Below are 21,658 nucleotides of genomic sequence, written 5' to 3'. Positions count from 1 at the left end.
TGTAGGAGCGGCGCGAGCCGCGAGCCTTTTGGGGCGTTTCCGATCCGCCACGTTGCCTTCAACCCCTCGCGGCTGGCGCCGCTCCTACCGGAGCTTCGTCGCGCGCAGCGAGGGGCTGGACAGGGTCGCGGCCTGGTTACCGCGGCGGCCTCAAGCCAGGCCGGCGAACACCTCGCGCGCGGCCGCCACCGTGGCGTCGATCTCGGCAGCGCCATGCGCTGCCGATACGAAGCCCGCCTCGAAGGCCGAGGGCGCGAAATAGTGGCCTGCCTCCAGCATGGCATGGAAGAAGCGGTTGAAGCGCTCCTTGTCCGAAGCCATCACATCGGAGAACGACGCCGGGACCTTATCGGCGAAATAGACGCCGAACATGCCGCCGACCGAATCCGCACTGAAGGTGACACCGGCATCCTTGGCTGCAGCGGCGAGACCACAGACCAGGCGTTGAGTGCTCGCAGCCAAGCCCTCGTAGAAGCCGGGCTCGCGCGTCAGCTTCAGTGACACCATGCCTGCCGCCACTGCCACCGGGCTGCCCGACAGCGTACCGGCCTGATAAACGCTGCCCAGCGGGGCGATCTTTTCCATGATGTCGCGGCGGCCGCCGAAAGCCCCAACCGGCATGCCGCCGCCGATCACCTTGCCAAGCGTCGTCAGGTCGGGCGTGATGCCGTAGAGCCCGGCCACGCCCTGCGGGCCGACACGAAAGCCCGTCATGACCTCGTCGAAGATCAGTACCGCGCCGTACTCGGTGCAGATCCGGCGCAGGCCTTCGAGGAAGCCCGGCTGCGGCTTGATCAGGTTCATGTTGCCGGCCACCGGCTCGACGATGATGGCGGCGATCTCACCGCCGCGCGCCTTGAACACGTCCTCGACCTGCTGCAGGTCGTTGTAGTCGAGCACGATGGTGTGCTTGGCGAAATCGGCCGGTACGCCACCGGACGACGGGTTGCCGAAGGTGAGCAGGCCGGAGCCAGCCTTCACCAGCAGGCTGTCGGCATGACCGTGGTAGCAGCCCTCGAACTTGACGATGGCATCGCGACCGGTAAAGCCCCGCGCCAGGCGGATCGCGCTCATCGTCGCTTCGGTGCCGGAACTGACCAGGCGCACCATCTCGACCGCGGGCAGAAGTTCGCAGATCAGCTCTGCCATCTCGACCTCACTCTCGGTCGGCGCGCCGAAGGACAAGCCCTTGAGCGCGGCCTCGCGCACCGCCTCGACAATGGCGGGATGGGCGTGGCCGGCGATGGCCGGCCCCCAGGAGCCGACGTAGTCGATATAGGCCTTGCCATCGGCGTCCCAAACCCGGGCGCCCTCGGCGCGCGCCAGGAAGCGCGGCGTGCCGCCGACCGAGCGGAAGGCACGCACCGGCGAATTGACACCACCCGGAATGGTCTGCTGGGCGCGCTGGAAGAGGGTTTCGTTACGACTGGTCATGGTGCATTCGTCCTGGACTGCTTGCGAAAGGCGACATTGTGGCGCCCGCATGCGGCGCCGGTCCACCGTCCACATCAAGAACCGTCACGCCCGCAGACCAACGCGCTAGAACAGGAGGCGGTATGCGCGCGCGCGCGCCGCAGGGTCAGCAGCGCCGAAAACGTCGTTCACCACCGCCAGCAGGTGCGCGCCTGCGTCCACCACCTGCGCCGCATTCTCGAGCGTGATGCCGCCGATCGCCGCAACCGGCAGGCCCAGCTCGCGCCGCGCGCGGCTTATCAGTGCGAACGGCGCCGGCGGTGCATTCGGCTTGGTCTGCGAGGGAAACATCGCACCGAAGGCAATGTAGCTGGCCCCCACCTCGGCACCCTCAGCGGCGCGCGCCCAATCGGCATAGCAAGTCAGACCGAGGATGCGATCACGGCCAAGGGCTTCGCGCGCCGCAGCCGGCAGACCGTCGTCACGGCCGAGGTGGGCGCCGTCGGCGTCGAGTTCGAGCGCCAGCGCAAGGTCGTCATTGATGATGAAGGGCACGCCGGCGCGACGGCAGAGCGCCTGCAGCGCACGTGCCTGAATACGGCGCAGTCGTGCATCAGCGACCTTGCTGCGGTACTGCAGCAGCACCGGGGCGCCCGCGAGCACTTGCTCGGTGAGTTCGAGCAGGCGCGCCGTGTCCGGCGTGTCGGGGGTAACGGCATACAGGCCACGTAGCGTCGTGGCAGCAGATTCGGTCGACAGCTCAGTCATCGCCACCATCCTTGCCGCGCGCCCAGAAGAAGCGGTCTGGCAGTGGCTGGCCCATGCCAGCGCGGTAGGCATGGCGCAGTGTGTGGTGGGTGAACTCCTGCGCCTCGCGCACCGCCTCGGGAAGCGCCATGCCATGGGCAAGCGCCGCCGCTGCCGCAGCCGCGAGGGTTGTTCCCGCCCCCAGGAAGCTGCCCTGCAGGTATGACCATGCATCCGTGCGCACAACGCCGTCCTGACCGAACAAGGTATTGACCACTTGCGGCCCATGCCCCCGGGCGCCAGTGAGCAAGACGAACTCGGTGCCGCAGCCAAACAGGCGGGCGAGCACTTCGTCACTGGCGGGGTCGGGCACCACTGTATCTTCGTCCGCATCGTCCTCGTCGGCCTCGGTCATGCCCGCAAGCAGGCACAACTCATGGTAGCCCGCCACCAGCAAGGTGGTCTGCGGCAGGATCAGGTCCGACAGGGCGGCAACGATCTCGTCACCGTCATCGCCCATGGCGACTGCCGCCTGCAGGGCGGGCTCCACCACCAGCGGCACCTCGGGATAGTCGGACAGGATCTCGGCGATCAAGGCGACATTCTCGACGCTACCGCAGAAACCGAGCTTGAACGCAGCGACCGGTACGTCCTCCAGCACGGTGCGCGCCTGCATGACGATCAGTTCGGGCTCGACCGGCCACACCTCGTGGATGCCGCGTGTATCCCGCACCAGCGCAGCGGTCTGCACTGGCAGCGGATGGCACCCCATGCTGGCCAGGGTCAGAACTTCGGCAGCAAGGCCTCCGCCGGCGGTCGCATCGGCCGCAGACAGGCACATCACACAGGGCGGGGTCTCAGGAATGGCTATGGGCATGAACGCTGACTGAAGAACTGCGCCACTCGGGCGCGACGGTGAATGCGGTAATATGCGGCGAATTCTAACCGCTGGGCTCGGGGCACAGCGCCTCGAGTCAGGAGTAATCATGGCCGATCGCGATTACAAGACCTACATGTGCCTCATCTGCGGCTTCATCTACGACGAGGCCGCCGGCCTCCCCGAGGAGGGCATTGCGCCGGGAACGCGCTGGGAGGACGTCCCGCCGAACTGGACCTGTCCGGAATGCCAGGCACGCAAGGAAGATTTCGAGATGGTGGAGATCTGAGCGGCGGACTGCCGCACTCCCGCCCCTTTGGACGTTTTGGCAGGAAAGCAGCATGGATATTGCCGGCCTGAAGGTCATGATCATCGATGACAGCAACACCATCCGCCGCAGTGCCGAGATCTTTCTCGGCCAGGCCGGATGCGAGGTACTGCTCGCCGAGGACGGCTTCGACGCCCTGGCGAAGATCACCGACCACCGCCCGGACGTGATCTTCGTAGACATCATGATGCCCAGGCTGGACGGCTACCAGACCTGCGCCCTGATCAAGAAGAACGCCCGCCTGGCATCGACGCCGGTGATCATGCTGTCCTCCAAGGACGGTCTGTTCGACCGTGCTCGCGGACGCATGGTCGGCTCCGACGAGTACCTGACCAAGCCATTCACCAAGGACAGCCTGCTCAAGGCAGTCGCAAACCACGCGGCGCGCGGCGGCGCGCGCTGAGCATTCAACCCGCAGGACCCGACGATGCCGATCCGCAAGATTATGGTGGTGGACGATTCGCCCACCGAGCGCCTGTCGCTACAGGAGCTTCTCACCCGTAACGGCTACCAGGTGATCACCGCCGAGGGCGGCGAAGAGGCCGTCACCCGTAGCAAGACCGAGCTGCCCGATCTGATCCTGATGGACGTCGTGATGCCCGGCATGAACGGCTACCAGGCCACGCGCACGATCAGCCGCAGCGAAACGACGCGCGAGATCCCGATCATCATGTGCACAAGCAAGGGCCAGGAAACCGACAAGATCTGGGGGATGCGCCAGGGCGCTTTTGCCTACTTGGTGAAGCCCGTCGACCACGAAGAACTGCTTGCCCGCATCCGGGCCCTTGGCTGAGACCGGACATGGCCCGCGGCAGCCTGCGTGAATTTCAGGAGCACCTCGCCCGCCGGCTCGCCGAGTCCAAGACGGCAGAACGGCGCGGCCTGCTCGGTTTCCAGTGCGGCAACGAGAACTGGGTGATCGAGCTTGCCGAGGCAGGCGAGATCCTTCCCCCACCTGCACTGGCCGAAGTCCCGCTCACCCGCCTCTGGTACCGAGGGCTGGCCAACGTACGCGGCACGCTCTACAGCGTGGTCGACCTGGCGCAGTTCTGCGGCCAGCCCCCCATCGTGGCAGCGGGCCGGGCGCGCTTGCTGCTGGTCGGCGCCCGCCTGGGCATTCACTGCGCCCTGCTCGTCTCGGCGTCGTCCGGCCTGCGCAGCCACGAGGACTTCGAAACCGACCCGAACGCTGACGGGCGCCCCTGGGTTGCGCGCCGACTGCGCGACCTGCAGGGTCGGATCTGGCACCAACTGGACGTGGCGCGCCTGCTTGCCCATCCCGACTTTCTCGACGCGGGCCTGCACTGATACCGCACGCATGCACGCGAACCGAACCCACACAATGACGATCGAGCATCCGACATGGCCATGACACTGTTCGGCAGCAAATCCTCCAGCGACAACACCGACGGCAGCACCATCATCGACACCGGCGCCGGCAAAGCCGGTACCCCGGCAGCGCGCAAGGACGAGAGCGCCATTGGTACCCGCCTGCGCAGCCTGGGTGCCCTCTTTGTCCTCCTCGGCGCAGCCAGTGCAGGCCTGCTCGTGTTCCAGGCCCGTGAATCGGCCACCGCGACCTTGCAGGTGCGCGCGGCAGGCGAACTGCAGCTCCTCTCTCAGCAACTCGCCAACGCGGCCCCACCGGCTGCGCGCGGCGACGCTGCGGCGCTGAGCGCGTTGGGCGATGCGCGCAGCCGCTTCGGCACCCTGCTCGGCGCCCTTGGCCAGGGCGGCGCAGTCGACGGTGGCACGATGGCGGCCCTGCCTGAACATGCACGCCCCCAGCTTCAGCAGCTCGAACAATCCTGGCAGCAGATCGCAAGCGACGCCGGCCAGCTCACCGGACAAGGCCCGGTATTGGTCGAGGCGAAGGCTGCCGCAGCGGTGATCGTCGAGCGAGCGCCGACGCTGCAGGCGCTTGCAGAACGTGTCGCCGGCCTGCTCGTGCTGGGTGAGGCAAGCACCGGGGAGATCGTGGCCGCCCACCGCCTGGCCACACTCTCCCAGGGGCTTGCCAATGCCGCGACGACGCTGCAACTCGCCGACACCCTGCCACCGGATCTCGGTGCCCGCCTGACGCAAGATGCGGAAGCCCTGCTCAATCAGTTCGAGCGCCTCCGCCGCACGAACGCCAACGGCAACTACACAGGCCTGTTCTCCGAACTCGAGAACGGCATCGGCAGCGTGCGCGAAGCGGCCACCGCTCTCGCCGAGCCCTTCGAGCCCCTCGCCGCCAGTCGCACCGCGGCACAGCGCATCCAGTCGGACGCGCGCACCCTGGGTGCTTCGGCCGCTGCGCTCGGCACCACGCTCATCGGCACCTCGAGCGCCATTGGCCCGCTCAATGCGGGTGCGGCGCTCTGCACGCTGCTCGCCCTTGTCGTGCTGCTGTTGATGGCCCGCACCTACCGCGCGGATGTCGCGCAACGTCGCCAGGAAGCCGAGCGCCAGCGCCAGGATGCAGAGAACGAGCGCAACCACACCCAGCAGGCCATCCTGCGGCTGATGAACGAAATGGGCGACCTCGCCGACGGCGACCTCACCGTGCGCGCGACGGTCACCGAGGACATCACCGGCGCCATCGCCGACTCGGTCAACTACGCCATCGAGGAGCTCTCCGTCCTCGTCGGCCGCATCAACGATGCCGCCTCCCGCGTCACCTCCGCCACCGAAACCGCCCAGCGCACCTCGACCGAGTTGCTGGCCGCAACCGATCGCCAGTCCCAGGAGATCGAGGAGGCCGGCAACAGCGTCGAACACATGGCGCAGTCGATGTCCGAAGCGTCGGCACGCGCACTGCAGTCCGCACAGGTCGCACGCAGCTCGCTGCAAGCGGCCCGCAAGGGCGCAGACGCGGTGGAAAACACCATCCGTGGCATGAACGACATCCGCGGCCAGATCCAGGAGACCGCGAAGCGGATCAAGCGCCTCGGCGAGTCCTCGCAGGAGATCGGCGAAATCGTCGAGCTGATCTCGGACATCACCGAACAGACCAACGTGCTGGCGCTCAATGCCGCCATCCAGGCCGCCTCGGCAGGCGAAGCGGGGCGCGGCTTCACCGTCGTTGCCGAGGAAGTGCAGCGGCTCGCCGAACGCTCGGCCGAGGCGACCAAGCAGATCGCCGCGATCGTGAAGACCATCCAGACCGACACCCAGGATGCCGTCAGCGCGATGGAGAACGCCACCCGCAATGTGGTCAAAGGCGCCCAGCTGTCCGACGCCGCCGGCCAGGCGCTTGCCGAGATCGGCCAGTTCACGCAGGAAACCGCACGCCTGATCGAACAGATCTCGATCGACACCGAACAACAGGCCACCTCGGCCGGACGCGTCGCGGCAAGCATGAAGGACATCCTCGGCATCACCGAACAGACCACGCTTGGCACCAAGCAGACGGCGGTGTCGATCGGCCAGCTCGCCGAGCTCGCAGTCGAACTCAAGGGCTCGGTTTCGGGCTTCAAGGTCTGACCTCCGGTACGCGGAACCCCACCATGACAAACGCCACCGCGCCGGACCTCGGACCGCTGACCTGGGTCAAGGGCGAGATCGACGCCGCGCTTGCCCGGGCCGACGAAGGCCTTCAGGACGCCGGATCAGGCACATCCGCACTGCAGTTCGCGCAGACTCACCTCCATCAGGTCCGCGGCGCGCTGTCGATCGTGGGCCTCGACGGTCTCACCCAGTTCGCGGACACCCTCGAGCAACTGCTGGGCGACATGATCCGCGGCGAACAGCCGGCCGACCCGGCGCATCGGGCGCTCGCCCGGCGCGCACTGGCCGTGATCGGCAACTACCTCGAGGAAATCGCCCACGGCGCGCCCGACCAGGCACTGCGCCTGGCGCCGCATTACCTTGCCCTCGGTGCTGCCCGCGGCCTCAGCGATGCAGGACCGGTCGACCTGTTCCATCCCGACCTGTCGCGCCGCCCATCACTGCGCACGCCGGCACGGACGCCCACGGAAGACCTTGCCACCAGCCTGCGCGCAGCGCGCAGCCGCTTCGAGCGCGGCCTGCTCGAATGGCTGCGCAAGGGGCCGGCGAGCGACGGCGCGCGCGCCATGCGCGAAGCCATGGCCGAAGTCGAAGCGCTGCAGCGCGCGACCCCCACACACACCCTGTGGTGGGTGAGCCTGGGCTTCTTCGACACCCTGATCCACGACGACAGCATGCCCGACCCGGCGCTCAAGCGCCTGTGCGCACAGGTCGATGCGCAGTTCCGGCGCCTGCTTGCCGGGACACCTTCGGCACCCGACCGGCTTGTGCGCGAGCTGTTGTACCGCATTGCCACAAGCCCCACGCATACCCCGCAGCAAGCCGAGGTGAAAGCGTGCTGGCAGCTCGATGGACTGATCCCGGAGCCCGGAGCAGCAGTCAGCGAGACACCGATCGCCCCCCTGCTCGAGCGCCTCAACCGACAGCTTGCCCAGGCCCGCGAGCACTGGGACGCATTCTGCTCAGGCACCGCCGTTGCGCTGGCCCAGTTCGACGACGCGCTCGAGGCGCTCAGTCTCGCTGCACGCCCGCTCGAACGTCCGGTCGCCCTGCGGCTGCTCGATGCCATGCTTGGCTTTGCGCGCTGGCTGCGCCGCGACCCGCTCCAGTTCACCGACGCAGGTGCGCTCGAACTCGCAACCGATCTGTTGATGCTCGAAACGGCTTTCGAGCGCCGCCCCCCCGATGCCGACCTTGCCCGGCGGGTGAATATCGCTCTCGCCCGCCTCGCGAGCCTGCAGCGCGGCGAGACGCTGCCCGAGGATGGAGGCGCCCTCGACCTCGGCAGCGCAGCCCAGTCGCAGGAGAAGGCGGCACTCGCCCAGGTCGCCAAGGAAATGCTCGCCAGCCTCGCCCTGGTCGAACAGGCGCTGGACGATTTCTTCCGCAACCAGGCCAAGCGCGAGCCGCTGCAGCACCTGCACAAACCGCTGCAGCAGATCATCGGCGCGCTGAGCATGCTCGGCGAAACCGACGCACTGCGCCTGGTGCGCGACGCCTCGACCCGTATCGCCGGTCTCGCCCACGCCGAGAGCAGCGACAGCCCGGGCGAATTCGAAGCCCTTGCCCACACGCTCTCGGCCCTGGGCTTCTACATCGAGGCGCTACCTCGCGGCAACGTCCGCCTCGACGACTTGCTCAACCCGCATGCGACCCAGGAGCAGCCGGCGTCGGTCCAGGCCGCAGGCTACGCGGCCGCCGAGTTCGCCCCCGCCGGCGTGTGCACCGAAGCGGAGGCGGAACCCGCCCCGGCCTCCGAAGCCTGCGCATCCGCAGTGGACACGGCAATCGCCACGCCTGGCCCAACGGCGCCCCCGGCGCCGACGGCCCCGACACAGGCCACGGATGAACGCAGCGAGCCCGAGGCCCTGCTGCCGCAGGAGCGCGATGATGACGAGATCACGCTCATCGAAGACCTCGAAGACGCCGCGGCACTCGAATTCGACATCGCTCCACCGTTACTGGCCCCGCTCGAGATCCCGACCGCCACGCCCGCTGTGCCGGTGGCGAGCAGCGCCAGCCAGATCGATGCGGAACTGCTCGCGATCTTCATCGAGGAGGCCGTCGAGGTCCTCGCCACGGTGCGCGAGCACCTTGAACTGCTGCGCACGGAGCCGTCCGCGGGCGAGCATCTCATCACCATTCGTCGTGGCTTCCACACCTTGAAGGGCAGCGGCCGCATGGTCGGCCTGAGCGCGCTCGGCGAGGTAGCGTGGGCGGTAGAGCAAACGCTCAACCGCTGGTTGCAGCTGGACTGGCCGGTCACACCTGCCTTGCTGCATTTCGTCGATGACGGACAGCAACTGTTCGACAGCTGGGTATCCAGCCTGCAGGCGGGCAGCGGCAGCATTCCCGATGCGCAAGCGCTGACCGCAGAAGCCGAGCGCCTGCGCGCTGCGGAAGAGCCCCCTCTCGCTCCCCCCCTTGCCCCGGAGTCGGCGCCGGAATGGTCGCCCGAGGCAGCGACGGACACCCGCATCGAAGCCGATGCAGGCGTCACCGCGCTCGACTTCCCCACCCTCGAACTCGGCGACGAGGGTGAGATCCTGCCGCTACCGGCCTTGGGCGACGAAACCGTAGCGGTGGAACCGGCGCCGGCGGCGGAAACCGGGGTCACCATCGAGGCTGCCGACTATCTGCTCGATGGCGATATCGGTGACATCGGCATCATGCCCTCCACCGCCGAAGCCGATCAGCTCGACGCGGAAGAGGCCGTCGAGGATCTCGGCACGCCGGCAGCCGCCGCGGCCGAAGCCCCCTCGGCAGCACAGCCCAGCGCTGAGACGTCCGCCGCTGCCGAGTCGATCGAACTCGACGGACAGTCGATCTCGCGAGCCTTGCACGAGCTCTACTGCATGGAGGCTGCACAGCACCTGGACGCGCTCGAGATCGAGTTCGAGCGCCTGCGTCTCGAGGGTAGCGGCGGCCCGACGCTGGCCGCACAACGCGCCGCCCATACGTACGCAGGCATCTCGGGCACTGCGAGGCTGACGGCGCCCCACCAGCTGGGGCGCGCACTCGAGCACGCGCTCGGGCGCCTGCGCGATGGTGGGCGCAGCCCCGATGCAAGCGAGCTCGAAGTACTCGACGCCAGCCTCGCCGCACTGCGGCAGATGCTCGACGACGTCTGCGCACTGCAGGCGCCCGAGCCGCAGCAAGCGCTTATCCGCGCACTCGATGCGGGCTTCCCGGCACAGCCGCCTGCGCCGCCTGCCGAGCACGAAGACGTCATCGCTTCGCCAACAGACAATCAGGCGGGCGCAGGCGTCGAACCGATCGCACAAGTGGAACACGAGGACGTTGGCCACGATGTGCAGCCGAGCGCGGCCGCAGGCGGCGCTGCGCCGGCCAGCCCGGCCGCCGGGCGCACGGCAGCGCCCGAAGACGAGGCCGCGCAGCACGACGACGTCGACACGCAGCTCCTGCCGATCTTCCTGGAAGAAGCCGCCGAACTGCTGACCGAACTGCATGCGACGCTACGCAGTTGGCGCAACGAGCCCGCGTCCGAGGAACATCCACGTGCGGTCGCACGCGTGCTGCACTCGCTGAAGGGCAGCGCACGCATGACCGGTGCGATGAAGCTCGGCGCCCGCCTGCACGCACTGGAGTCGCGTCTCGAGGATGGGGTCGCGGCGCGCGAGGCGGCTGCCAGCCTCGCCGACGAGCTCGCCCTCGGCCTCGATACGTGCGAGCAGCTCATCGACAACCTCGCCCTTCCGGGAGCGCCTGCGGCTGCGGCAACCGAGTCCGCGCCCGTGCCCGAGGCGGCGGCCGGCGTCGCTACGGACGCAGACGCACGGCCCATCAGCGCAGTGGCAGAGGGCGGAGAGGGCGAAACCATCGCCACCCCAACACTGCGCGTGCGTGCCGAGCTGATCGACCGCTTCGTCAACCAGGCGGGCGAAATCGGCGTCGCGCGCAGCCGAATCGACGGCGAACTGCGCACCCTGCGCCGCTCGCTGCTGGACCTGACCGAAAACGTCATCCGCCTGCGCAACCAGTTGCGCGAGGTCGAGATCCAGGCCGAGGTGCAGATGCAGTCACGCATCGCCCAGGCGGAATCGCAACACGGCGAGTTCGACCCGCTCGAGCTCGACCGCTACACCCGTCTGCAGGAACTGACGCGGATGATGGCCGAGAGCGTCAACGACGTCACCACGGTCCAGCAGAACCTGCTCCACAACCTGGATGGCGCCGACATCGCGCTCAACGGCCAGGCGCGCCTGTCACGCGATCTGCAGCAAGGTCTCATGCAGGTGCGCATGCTGCCCTTCGACAGCCTGGCAAGTCGGCTCTACCAGGTCGTTCGGCAAAGTGCGCGCGAGCTCGGCAAACGTGCCACGCTCGACCTGCGCGGCGGACGCATCGAGCTCGACCGCAGCGTGCTCGAACAGGTCGCAGCCCCGCTCGAGCATCTGCTGCGCAATGCCGTCGCCCACGGCATCGAAACCCCGGCCGCACGCCGCGCCGCCGGCAAGGCGGAGACCGGTCGCATCGACCTCAAGGTGACTCAGGAGGGCAACGAGGTCGCGATCGAGATCGCCGACGACGGCGCCGGCCTCGACTTCGAGCGCATCGCCCAACGTGCGCGCGAACGTGGATTGATCGGTCCCGGCGAACACCCCGACGACAAGCGGCTCACCAACCTGATCTTCGTCTCCGGATTCAGCACGGCAAGCGAGCTGTCGGCAGTCTCCGGGCGCGGCGTCGGCATGGACGTGGTCAAGGCGCAGACCGCAGCAGCCGGGGGCCGGGTGGACGTCAGCAGTCGCCGCGGCGAAGGCACGCGCTTCCACATCCACCTTCCCCTCACCCTCGCCGTCACCCAGGCGCTGCTGGTACGGGCAAGTGCGCGGACCTGGGCCATTCCATCGAACATGGTCGTCCAGGCCATGGAACTCAAGCCCGACGCATTGCGCAAGGTGCAGGACGAACGCGGCCTGAACTGGCAGGGCGAGCACTTCGCCTACCGCTATCTGCCGCGGCTGCTCGGCGACCACGATGCCCGCCCCGAAGCGCAACGCTATACCTGGGTGCTGCTGCTGCGCGCAGGGGCGCAGACGCTCGCGCTACATGTCGACGGCCTGCGTGGCAACCAGGAAATCATCGTCAAGAACGCCGGCCCTCAGCTGACCCGGATCATCGGCATGTCGGGCGCCTCGGTGCTCGGCAATGGCGAGGTCGTGCTCATCCTGAACCCGGTTGCCCTGGCCAGCCGCGGCCTGACGGATGAGGATGGCGACGCGCCGGGTACTATCGAACCCCCGCCGCCGCCGCTTCACCTGCCGACGGTGATGGTGGTGGACGATTCGCTGACGGTGCGCAAGATCACCGGCCGGCTGCTTGAACGCGAGGGCTACCGCGTACTGACCGCAAAGGACGGCGTCGATGCGCTTGAACAGCTGATCGACACCCGCCCGGACGTCGTCCTGTCGGACATCGAGATGCCGCGCATGGACGGTTTCGACCTGCTGCGCAACATCCGTGCCGACGAACGCCTGCAGCACCTGCCGGTGATCATGATCACCTCGCGCCTGGCCGAGAAGCATCGCCGCTACGCTCAGGAGATCGGTGCCAACCACTACCTGGGCAAGCCCTATCAGGAAGAGGAACTCCTTGCCCTGGTTGCGGGCTACTGCGGACGAGTGGCCGGCTGAGACAGGCGCTGCGGCTCAGGCACCGAGCGCACGCGCCATGCGCGCGAGGGCTTCGTCGAGCGTCGCACGCGGACAACCGAAGTTGAGACGGACGAAGCCGGGAGCGCCAAAGGCTGCACCATCCGACAAGCCGACGCCGGCGGCCTCGAAGAAGGCCGTCGGGTCGGTCTGCGCGCGCTCGGCCATCATCTGCCGGCAGTCGATCCAGGCCAGGTAGGTCGCTTCGGGTACGACCATCTCAAGCCCGGGCATCTTGCCCACCGCCTCCACCACGCGCGCACGATTGCCGCGCAGATAGGCAAGCAGCGCCTGCCGCCAGTCGTCGCCATCGCGATACGCCGCCTCGGCCGCCACCATGCCGAGTACGTTCGCATGAGGCACGATGCCGCGCATGGCCTGCCGGTAGCGTCGACGCACCGCGTCATCGGGGATCACCGCGAAGGCGCAGTAAAGCGCGGGAATGTTCCAGGTCTTGGAGGGTGCCATCAGGGTGATCGTGCGCCGCGCCGTCGCCTCGTCGAGCGCGGCGATCGGGCGATGCGGACGCGCCTCGTCAAGCACCAGGCCGCAGTGGATCTCGTCCGAGCAGATCAGCAGGTCACGCTCGGCCGCAAACGCTGCAAGACGACGCAGTTCGGCCTCGTCGAACACGCGGCCGACCGGGTTGTGCGGGCTGCACAGCAGCAGCAGGCGGCTTCGCGACGAACTGGCTGCGGCAAGCGCGTCCCAGTCCCACTGCCAGCGCCCGTCTTGCAGCGCCAGATCGCAGCGCTGCAGCACCCGGCCGACGTTCGCCGGCGCACTCAGGAAAGGCGGATACACGGGCGCGGCAGTCAGCACGCCATCGCCCGCCTCGCCCGCGATGGCGCAGGCGAGGTTGAAGCCCGTGACCACGCCCGGCAGCCACACCAGCCAGTCGGCTTCGATCGACCAATCGTGGTCGCGCCGCAAACCGTCGATCACCGCGTCGACGAGCGAGGGCCAGGCCTCCGTGTAGCCGAACACGCCATGGCCAACGCGCTGCTGCAGCGCCTCGAGCACCGCAGGCGGCGCCGCGAAATCCATGTCAGCGACCCACAGCGGCAGCACGTCGCGCCCGGCATAGCGCCCCCACTTCTCGCTCGGCAGGCTGCGGCGGTCGATGATACGGTCGAAATCGAAAGGCTCGGCGGTCATGGTGCAGGATCCGGGGACAGGACACGCATTGTCCCGCATTGCGGCCCGAGCCTGCACGCTGCCGTGCCGACTCATCCACCATCCTTGAGCACCCCGAAGCGCAGCAGCGTGCGCTCGCGTGCGGCCGCGTGATCCACGATCGGCGCCGGATAGTCCGCGCCGATCCGGGTCCGGCATGCGCTCTGATCGATGCCGCCCATTGTCCACGGCGCATGGATGAATTTGTCCGGCACGCGTGCAAGCTCGGGCAGGTAGCGGCGAATGAAACGCCCCTCCGGGTCGAACTTCTGCGACTGAGTTACCGGGTTGAAGATGCGGAACCAGGGTTGGGCATCGCAGCCGGTAGAGGCCGCCCACTGCCAGCCTCCATTGTTGGCCGCAAGATCGTAGTCGTTGAGGTGGTCGGCGAAGTAGCGCTCGCCGCGCCGCCAGTCGATACCCAGGTCCTTGGTCAGGAAAGACGCCACGATCATGCGCAGCCGGTTGTGCATGTAGCCGGTCTGGTTGAGCTGGCGCATGGCCGCATCCACGATCGGATAGCCTGTGCGCGCCTCGCACCAGGCCTCGAACAGCTCAGCGTCGTCGTCCCAGACGATCGCCGCGTACTCCGGCCGGAAGGTGCGCTCGAGCACATGCGGGTTGTGCCAAAGGATCATGTGGTAGAAGTCGCGCCAGATCAGCTCGCCGAGCCAGCATTCCGCCCCCTCGCCACCGCGGCTGCGCGCCGCCGCGCAAAGCTGGCGCACCGACACCGTGCCAAAGCGCAGGTGGGTCGACAGATAGCTCACCCCTTTCACCGCGGGGAAGTCGCGGGCGCGCTTGTAACGCTCGATGCGGGCGAGAAAGTCGTCTAACAGCTGCCTGCCGCCACTCATGCCCACCGGCATCCTCATCGCGGTCAGGTTGGTCGCCTCGAAACCGATCGCGCCGAGCGCCGGTACGCCGTCGCCAGCCTGCCGTGGCGCCAGGCGGCCTGCAAGGGGCTCGACGGGCCATGACGCGAGGCAGGCTTCGTCCACCATCCTCAGCCAGGCATTCTTGTAAGGCGTGAATACGCTGAACGGACGGCCAGCCTGGGTCAGCACCTCGTCGCGCTCGAACACGACCTGGTCCTTGAAGTCCTCGAAGCCGATACCGGCTTCAGCCAGGCGCTGAGCCACACGGCTGTCGCGCTGGATCGCCGCCGGTTCGTAATCGCGGTTGGCGAATACCTTGTCCACACCCAACTCGAGCGCGAGCGCCGGGATCAGTTCATCGGCACGGCCATGGCGGACGATCAGCCCTGCCCCCCCACCTCCCGCTGCGCGGGACAGGGCATCGAGCCCGGCATCGAGTTCGATCAGGCTGCGCTGTATGAACTCGACCCTGCGGTCGGCTTTCGAGGGCAGCGCATCGAGAATCGCGCTATCGAACACGAAAACGCAATGCACACGATCGGCAAAGCGCAAGGCATGATACAAGGCGGCATGGTCGAAGCTGCGCAGGTCACGGCGAAACCAGACAAGGGCGGATGGCATGTTTTGTCCAGGACAAGTTTGAGCACATTATGGCGCATCCTGCACACATTCCCTCGGCTCACCAGACACGGACCAAGTGATCGGACCGCGGCGGCTCAAGACATGACCACGCCCTGCCGATATTCTGGTCAGCATCCCCTGGCAGTGTCCAACAACAACATCCCGAAGAATCGGAGTTCTGAATGAACGGCCTCTTTTCCTCACTGAGAGTAGGGTTACGCCTGGGTATCCTGCAGGTGCTTATGCTGGCATTCATGCTCGGCATTGGCACACTCGGCCTCTATGGCATGGCATCGACCGTATCCAGCCTGCAGCGCATGCATACCGAACAGCTGACGCCGATGCAGCACCTGGGCGAGGTCCGGGGGGCAGTTCAGGGGATCAACCTCGAGCTGCTGCGTGCGCTTCAGCATCAGCCCGGGCACGCACTGGTGGCACTGCACAATCACCCGACGTCGCTGCACCTGGAACGGGTCACCAAGCATGTGGCCACCTTGACCCAGAGCTGGCAGGGCTATCAGGCGGGACGATCCATCGATGCCGAAGAGCGCGCCCTGGTGGCGCAGTTCGACGAAGCGCTCAAGGAGATTCTGCCCCTGGTTCGCGATACGACTTCGGCCCTGAGCCAGGACGACTTCTCGATGGCGGTCCAGCGTCGCTTCATCGTCGAAGGGCAGGCAATGATGATGTCGCGCTTCACCTTGCTCGATCAACTCGCCGCGGTTCAACTCAAGAAGGGCGAGGCGCTGACGGCGGATGCCGAGCGCGCCTATCGCGGCCAGCAGTGGCTGCTCTCAGGCCTGGTCATCGCCGCCGTACTGCTGGGGCTCATGGTGGGCTTCGCGATCCTGCGCTCGATCACGCGTCCGCTTGGCGAAGCACTCGCGACGGCGGAGACGATCGCCGAAGGGCGCCTTGACCGCCCAATCGCACTCAGCGGCGGCAATGACGAACTCAGCCGACTCGGCGCTGCCCTTGAAGCCATGCAACGCAACCTGCGCCAGATCATCGGCGCCCTGCAGCACTCGGCGGAGCAGCTCTCGAGCTCGGCCTTGCAGCTGACCACCTCGGCGGACAGTGTGGCCAAAGCCTCGGGGCATCAGAGCGAAGCCGCGGCATCGATGGCGGCCTCGGTCGAGGAGGTGACGGTCAGCATCAACCACGTCGCCGACTCGGCGCGCGAAGCTGCGCGCCTGGCGCAGGAGGCGGGCGACCAGAGCAAGCAGGGCAGCGCCGTGATCAACCAGGCGGTGACCGGCATGCGATCGATCGCCGAGAGCACGCATTCCGCTACGCTCCGGGTGAGCGAGCTGCGCGATCGCACCAGCGAGATCTCGCGTGTGGTCGGGGTGATTCGCGACGTCGCCGACCAGACCAACCTGCTCGCCCTCAACGCCGCAATCGAGGCTGCACGGGCCGGCGAGCAAGGCCGCGGGTTCGCTGTGGTGGCGGACGAAGTACGCAAGCTGGCCGAACGCACCGCGCTCTCCACCACCGAGATCGGCCAATTGGTGGGCGCGATCCAGAACAGCGTCGGTGACGTGTCCGGCGTCATGGAACACAGCGCCACCACCGCAACCGAAGGGGTCGCCGTCGCCAATCAGGCAGGCGAGGCCATCGGCCGCATCGACGCCAGCGCCCAGGCAGTCGACAGCGTGGTCGGCGAGATCTCGACGGCCTTGCGCGAACAGGGCGCAGCCGCCAATGACATCGCCCGCAACGTCGAGCGCATCGCCGAGATGGCCGAGCACAACGCCAGCGTGGTCGAGCAGACCTCCGTCGCCGCACACACGCTGCACGAGATGGCCAAGAACATCGACAGCATGCTGCGCCGGTTCAGGATGTAGCACGGACGCCCTGCCGCCCCGAGTCCAGGCGCAAAGCGCCTGCACTCGGGGCCCGGAGCGGGCCAACGATCTCCACACCAAAATTGACACAGGCCCCGCGCCATGAACCGGGGTGATCGGCGTAAAATCGGCGCATGGATACACCCACGGCCAACTTCACGCATCACTTCCTGATCGCCATGCCCAACATGGCCGATCCGCACTTCACGCGCACACTCACCTACATCGCCGAACACAACGAGCAGGGTGCGCTCGGCATCATCGTGAACCGGCCGATCGACATGACGCTGCACACCTTGTTCGAGCGCATCGACCTGCCGCTCGATGCGCCCGGCTTCGATGCGCAGCCGGTGTATTTCGGCGGTCCGGTCCAGACCGACCGCGGCTTCGTGCTCCACCGCCCGCTCGGCGAATGGCACTCGACGCTCAAGGTCAACGACGAGATTGGCCTGACCAGCAGCCGCGACGTTCTGCAGGCGATCGGCGCCCATGGCGAGCCGCGCGACGTGCTGGTCACGCTTGGCTATGCCGGCTGGGCTGCGGGCCAGCTCGAGCAGGAACTGATGGACAACGCCTGGCTGACCGTGCCTGCCGACATGGCGATCGTGTTCGATCTGCCGCCCGAAGAACGCCTGGTCGCGGCCATGCAGAAGCTGGGCGTCGATTTCGCCAACCTCAGCGAGGTCGCCGGGCATGCCTGATGCGGCTCGCGCCGCGACGACAGGTCACGAAACCACACCCGCGGGTGCGGCGCTGCCCGCTCGCGGTACGCTGCTCGGCTTCGACTTCGGTCTCGCCCGCATCGGCGTCGCCACCGGCGAACTCGAGACCGGGCAGGCCAGCGCCCTTACCACGCTGCACGACGAATCGAACGACGCCCGCTTCAAGGCCATCGCCCGACTCATCGCCGAATGGCGGCCGGTCGCGCTGGTGGTTGGCATTCCAGCTCACCTCGACGGCAGCGCACATGCGCTGACCGCGCGCTGCCAGCGCTTTGCCAACCAGCTCCACGGCCGCTTCGGCCTGCCCGTCCTCACCGCGGACGAACGCCTGAGCTCGGTCGCTGCCGAGGTCGAACTTGCCGACGCCGGCCTCAGGCACTGGCGCGAACGCAAGGCCGTGCTCGACGCCGCCGCGGCCCAGATCATCCTGCAAACCTTCCTGGACACACGCCGCCATGAAAGACCTTGACGCCGAAGCCCTGTATCAAACGCTCGCCGAACAGATCCGCCCGCAGGTCAGCCCCGCAACCGCCCTCGTCGGCATCTACACCGGCGGCCTCTGGCTGGCCGAGCGCCTGCACCGCGAGCTCGGCATCGCCCAGCCCCTGGGCGCCATCGACGTCTCCTTCTACCGTGACGACTACGCGAGCAAGGGACTGCACGCCAAGCCGCAGAAGACGGACATCCCGTTCAATGTCGACGGTGCCCACGTCATCCTGGTCGATGACGTGTTGTTCACCGGCCGCACCACGCGCGCGGCCGTCAACGAACTTTTCGACTTCGGCCGTCCGGCCATGGTCGAGCTCGCGGTCCTGGTCGACCGTGGCAGCCGCGAACTGCCGGTCGCCGCGCGCTACTGCGCCCACACCCTGCCCACGCCGCTGGCGCGCGAGCAGAACCTGGACCTGCGGCGCGACGAGGACGGCGTATTCTCCCTCCAGCTCACCCAGGCCAACCGCTGATACCGAGGCACGCCCGATGCGCAACCCCCAACTCAACAAGCACGGCGAACTGCAACACCTGCTGACCCTCGACGGTCTGCCGCGCAACATCCTCACCGCCATCCTCGACACCGCCGCGCCCTTCACCGAAGTCGCCGAACGCGAGGTCAAGAAGCTGCCGCTGCTGCGCGGCAAGAGCGTGTTCAACCTGTTCTTCGAGAACTCGACGCGCACCCGCACCACCTTCGAGATCGCCGCCAAGCGCCTGTCGGCCGACGTGGTGAACCTCAACATCAACACCAGTTCGGCCGCCAAGGGCGAGAGCCTGCTCGACACCGTCGACAACCTGTGTGCGATGCAGGCCGACATGTTCGTCGTGCGCCACGCCGCCAGCGGTGCACCGATGCTCATCGCCCAGCACCTGCAGAATACCGGGCGCGACCACATCCACGTGGTCAATGCCGGCGACGGCCGCCATGCGCACCCGACGCAGGGCCTGCTGGACATGTACACGATCCGCCACTTCAAGCAGGACTTCACCAACCTGACGGTGGCGATCGTCGGTGACGTGCTGCACTCGCGCGTGGCGCGCAGCCAGATCGCCGCGCTGACCACGCTGGGCGTGCCCGAGGTGCGCGTGATCGGTCCCAAGACCCTGCTGCCGACCGAGGTCGAGAAGCTGGGCGTACGCGTGTTCCACGACATGCGCGAGGGGCTGAAGGGTGTGGACGTAGTGATGATGCTGCGCCTGCAGAACGAGCGCATGAACGGCGCGCTGCTGCCCACACCGCAGGAGTACTACAAGATCTGGGGCCTCACCGCCGAAAAGCTGGCGCTGGCCAAGCCCGACGCCATCGTGATGCACCCCGGGCCGATGAACCGCGGCGTCGAGATCGACTCGGCAGTGGCCGACGGCGCGCAGGCGGTCATCCTGCCCCAGGTCACCTTCGGCATCGCCGTACGCATGGCGGTCATGAGCATGCTGGGCAGCCACTGAGCGCCCACTACCGATAGGCAATAGAGCATGAACATCCTGATTTCCAACGGCCGCGTCATCGATCCGGCCAACCGCAGCGACGCGGTGCAGAACGTGTATGTATCTGGCGGCAAGATCGTCGCCCTCGGCCAGGCGCCGGACGGCTTCGTCGCCGAGCGCACGATCGACGCCAGCGGCCTGGTCGTCGCCCCCGGCTTCATTGACCTCGCCGCACGCCTGCGCGAACCCGGCTTCGAGTACCGCGCCACGCTCGAATCCGAGATGGAGGCGGCGATGGCCGGCGGCGTCACCAGCCTGGCGATCCCGCCCGACACCGACCCCGCGCTCGACGAGCCCGGGCTGGTCGAGATGCTCACCTACCGCGCCAAGAAGCTCAACCGCGCCCACATCTACCCTGTGGGCGCGCTCACCATCGGTCTCAAGGGCGAGCGCCTGTCGGAGATGGCCGAACTGGTCGAAGCCGGCTGCGTTGCCTTCTCGCAGGCCAACGTGCCAATCGTCGACAACGCCGTACTGATGCGTGCATTGCAGTACGCCGCCACCTTCGACTTCCGTGTCTGGCTGCAACCGCTCGCACCTTTCCTGTCGCGCGGCGGCAACGCCCATGACGGTGAAGTCGCCACGCGCATGGGCCTGGCAGGGATCCCGGTCGCCGCCGAGACGGTGGCGCTGTTCACCTATCTGGAGCTTGCCAAGATCACCGGCGCACGCCTGCACATCACCCGCCTGTCGTCCGCTGCCGGCCTGGCGCTCATCGAGCAGGCACGTGCCGAGGGCATGGACGTCACCTGCGACGTGTCGATCAACCATGTGCACCTGTGTGACATGGATATCGGCTACTTCGACTCCAACTGCCACCTCATCCCGCCGCTGCGCAGCCAGCGCGATCGCGAGGCGCTGTGTCGAGGGCTGGCCGAATGCCGCGTCAACGCGCTGTGCTCGGACCACACCCCGGTGGACGACGACGGCAAGCAAGCCCCCTTCTCGGAATCCGAGCCCGGTGCCACCGGCCTGGAACTGCTGCTGCCGCTCACGCTGAAATGGGCCGAGCGCGCCGGCCTGTCGCTGCTTGATGGCCTCGCCCGCATCACCTCCGATGCGGCCAGGATCGTCGGCATCACCAAGGCCGGCCACCTGGCGGTAGGTGCACGTGCGGACATCTGCGTGTTCGACCCCGACACCCACGTCACCGTTACCCGTGACAACCTGCGCAGCCAGGGCAAGAACACGCCCTTCCTCGGCATGGAGCTGCCGGGCAAGGTGCGCTACACCCTGGTCGAGGGGCAGGTGATGTACGCGGTCGACTAAGGCTGTGAGAGCCGGCCCTGCAGGGCCGGCTCCACTTCAGGCAAGCCCGGGCTCAAGCCCCGAACAGCAGCGGCGCAAAGCCGCCGCGCAGCCCGGCCAGCACCATCAGCACGATCTGCAGCACCAGCAACAGCACGAGCGGCGACAGGTCAACATTGGCGATGCTCGGCACCACACGGCGGAACGGGCGCAGAAAGGGATCGGCAAGGGCATGCAGCAGCGGCGCAAGCGGTGCGTGCGGGCTGACCCAGGACAGCACGGCCGAACCGAGCACGACCGCGAACAGCAGATAGATCATCATGCGCACGGTCTCGATCAGGCCCACGCCGAGCAAGCCCAAGGCCACTGCGCCGGCATTGCCGCTGAACACCGCGCCGCGCAGGCTGAGCTCGAAGGCCACCAGCAGCACCTGAACGAGCCACGCTGGCAGCAGGCTCGCGAGGTCGAGGCCAAGCACGCCGGGGATGAAGCGGCGCAGCGGACGTACCACCCAGTCGGTGGTGGTCACGACGAACTGGCCGATCTGGTTGCGGAAGGAGATGCGCTGCCACTGCATGTAGAAGCGCGCGAGCAGCATCAGGGTAATGAAGCCGCAGACGGTGTTGAGCACCAGCAGCAGGATGTTCGCGAGCATGT

At 67.5% G+C, this 21,658-nt stretch carries 18 protein-coding genes; 12 read left to right on the top strand and 6 right to left on the bottom strand.

Annotation, left to right across the window (positions count from 1 at the left end):
* Positions 1–150 precede the first annotated feature (150 nt).
* The 3 genes from hemL to thiD form a co-directional block, all read right to left on the bottom strand.
* Positions 151–1,434 (bottom strand): glutamate-1-semialdehyde 2,1-aminomutase, encoded by a 1,284-nt coding sequence (gene hemL, locus C662_RS14100; protein ID WP_002930416.1) that lies wholly within the window; start codon positions 1,432–1,434, stop codon positions 151–153.
* Between the two features lie 105 nt (positions 1,435–1,539).
* Positions 1,540–2,181 (bottom strand): thiamine phosphate synthase, encoded by a 642-nt coding sequence (gene thiE / locus C662_RS14095; protein ID WP_002930415.1) that lies wholly within the window; start codon positions 2,179–2,181, stop codon positions 1,540–1,542.
* Positions 2,174–3,037, bottom strand: a complete 864-nt coding sequence (gene thiD, locus C662_RS14090; protein WP_443080862.1) for a bifunctional hydroxymethylpyrimidine kinase/phosphomethylpyrimidine kinase — start codon at positions 3,035–3,037, stop codon at positions 2,174–2,176. The genes thiE and thiD overlap by 8 nt, the downstream gene beginning before the upstream one ends.
* A gap of 136 nt (positions 3,038–3,173) precedes the next feature.
* On the opposite strand from thiD, the gene C662_RS14085 reads away from it, so the two are divergent.
* Genes C662_RS14085 through C662_RS14060 form a run of 6 tightly spaced genes read left to right on the top strand, consistent with a single transcriptional unit; the run spans position 3,174 to position 12,514 of the window.
* Positions 3,174–3,326: a rubredoxin gene (locus tag C662_RS14085; protein ID WP_002930413.1), complete on the top strand. Its 153-nt coding sequence runs from the start codon at positions 3,174–3,176 to the stop codon at positions 3,324–3,326.
* 52 nt (positions 3,327–3,378) lie between these two features.
* On the top strand, positions 3,379–3,768 hold the full coding sequence (locus C662_RS14080) for a response regulator (protein ID WP_002930412.1): 390 nt from the start codon (positions 3,379–3,381) through the stop codon (positions 3,766–3,768).
* A gap of 24 nt (positions 3,769–3,792) precedes the next feature.
* Positions 3,793–4,158: a response regulator gene (locus C662_RS14075; protein ID WP_002930411.1), complete on the top strand. Its 366-nt coding sequence runs from the start codon at positions 3,793–3,795 to the stop codon at positions 4,156–4,158.
* Between the two features lie 8 nt (positions 4,159–4,166).
* Positions 4,167–4,673 (top strand): chemotaxis protein CheW, encoded by a 507-nt coding sequence (locus C662_RS14070; RefSeq protein ID WP_002930409.1) that lies wholly within the window; start codon positions 4,167–4,169, stop codon positions 4,671–4,673.
* Positions 4,674–4,727: 54 nt separating this feature from the next.
* On the top strand, positions 4,728–6,833 hold the full coding sequence (locus C662_RS14065) for a methyl-accepting chemotaxis protein (RefSeq protein ID WP_002930407.1): 2,106 nt from the start codon (positions 4,728–4,730) through the stop codon (positions 6,831–6,833).
* Positions 6,834–6,856: 23 nt separating this feature from the next.
* A complete protein-coding gene (locus C662_RS14060) occupies positions 6,857–12,514 on the top strand; it encodes a hybrid sensor histidine kinase/response regulator (RefSeq protein ID WP_002930404.1) in 5,658 nt (1,885 codons plus the stop codon).
* A 15-nt stretch (positions 12,515–12,529) separates the two neighbouring features.
* Here C662_RS14060 and C662_RS14055 read toward each other — a convergent pair whose 3' ends face one another.
* Both C662_RS14055 and C662_RS14050 read right to left on the bottom strand, forming a co-directional pair.
* A complete protein-coding gene (locus C662_RS14055) occupies positions 12,530–13,690 on the bottom strand; it encodes a MalY/PatB family protein (protein WP_002930402.1) in 1,161 nt (386 codons plus the stop codon).
* A gap of 71 nt (positions 13,691–13,761) precedes the next feature.
* Positions 13,762–15,207 carry a cryptochrome/photolyase family protein gene (locus C662_RS14050; protein ID WP_002930401.1) on the bottom strand — a complete coding sequence of 482 codons (1,446 nt, stop codon included), beginning with the start codon at positions 15,205–15,207 and terminating at the stop codon, positions 13,762–13,764.
* Between the two features lie 182 nt (positions 15,208–15,389).
* On the opposite strand from C662_RS14050, the gene C662_RS14045 reads away from it, so the two are divergent.
* The 6 genes from C662_RS14045 to C662_RS14020 all read left to right on the top strand — a co-directional run bounded on the left by C662_RS14045 (position 15,390) and on the right by C662_RS14020 (position 21,022).
* Entirely contained in the window at positions 15,390–17,054 is a 1,665-nt protein-coding gene (locus C662_RS14045; RefSeq protein WP_083485766.1) for a methyl-accepting chemotaxis protein, read from the top strand.
* A gap of 134 nt (positions 17,055–17,188) precedes the next feature.
* Positions 17,189–17,755, top strand: a complete 567-nt coding sequence (locus C662_RS14040; protein ID WP_002930399.1) for a YqgE/AlgH family protein — start codon at positions 17,189–17,191, stop codon at positions 17,753–17,755.
* Positions 17,748–18,245: a Holliday junction resolvase RuvX gene (gene ruvX, locus C662_RS14035; RefSeq protein WP_002930398.1), complete on the top strand. Its 498-nt coding sequence runs from the start codon at positions 17,748–17,750 to the stop codon at positions 18,243–18,245. Before C662_RS14040 ends, ruvX begins: the two co-directional genes overlap by 8 nt.
* Positions 18,232–18,738: a bifunctional pyr operon transcriptional regulator/uracil phosphoribosyltransferase PyrR gene (gene pyrR, locus C662_RS14030; protein WP_002930396.1), complete on the top strand. Its 507-nt coding sequence runs from the start codon at positions 18,232–18,234 to the stop codon at positions 18,736–18,738. The genes ruvX and pyrR overlap by 14 nt, the downstream gene beginning before the upstream one ends.
* Before the next feature lie 16 nt (positions 18,739–18,754).
* Complete coding sequence (locus C662_RS14025; RefSeq protein WP_002930394.1) at positions 18,755–19,714, top strand: aspartate carbamoyltransferase catalytic subunit; 960 nt, start codon at positions 18,755–18,757, stop codon at positions 19,712–19,714.
* Between the two features lie 27 nt (positions 19,715–19,741).
* A complete protein-coding gene (locus C662_RS14020; protein WP_002930392.1) occupies positions 19,742–21,022 on the top strand; it encodes a dihydroorotase in 1,281 nt (426 codons plus the stop codon).
* Between the two features lie 52 nt (positions 21,023–21,074).
* On the opposite strand, the gene C662_RS14015 is transcribed toward C662_RS14020, so the two are convergent.
* Positions 21,075–21,656 carry a YggT family protein gene (locus C662_RS14015; protein WP_002930390.1) on the bottom strand — a complete coding sequence of 194 codons (582 nt, stop codon included), beginning with the start codon at positions 21,654–21,656 and terminating at the stop codon, positions 21,075–21,077.
* Positions 21,657–21,658 lie beyond the last annotated feature (2 nt).

This window comes from Thauera sp. 28 (genome assembly GCF_000310145.2).
Classification (GTDB): domain Bacteria; phylum Pseudomonadota; class Gammaproteobacteria; order Burkholderiales; family Rhodocyclaceae; genus Thauera; species Thauera mechernichensis.
Note: the sequence above shows the minus strand (reverse complement) of the source record. Positions and strands in the feature narration are given on the sequence as shown.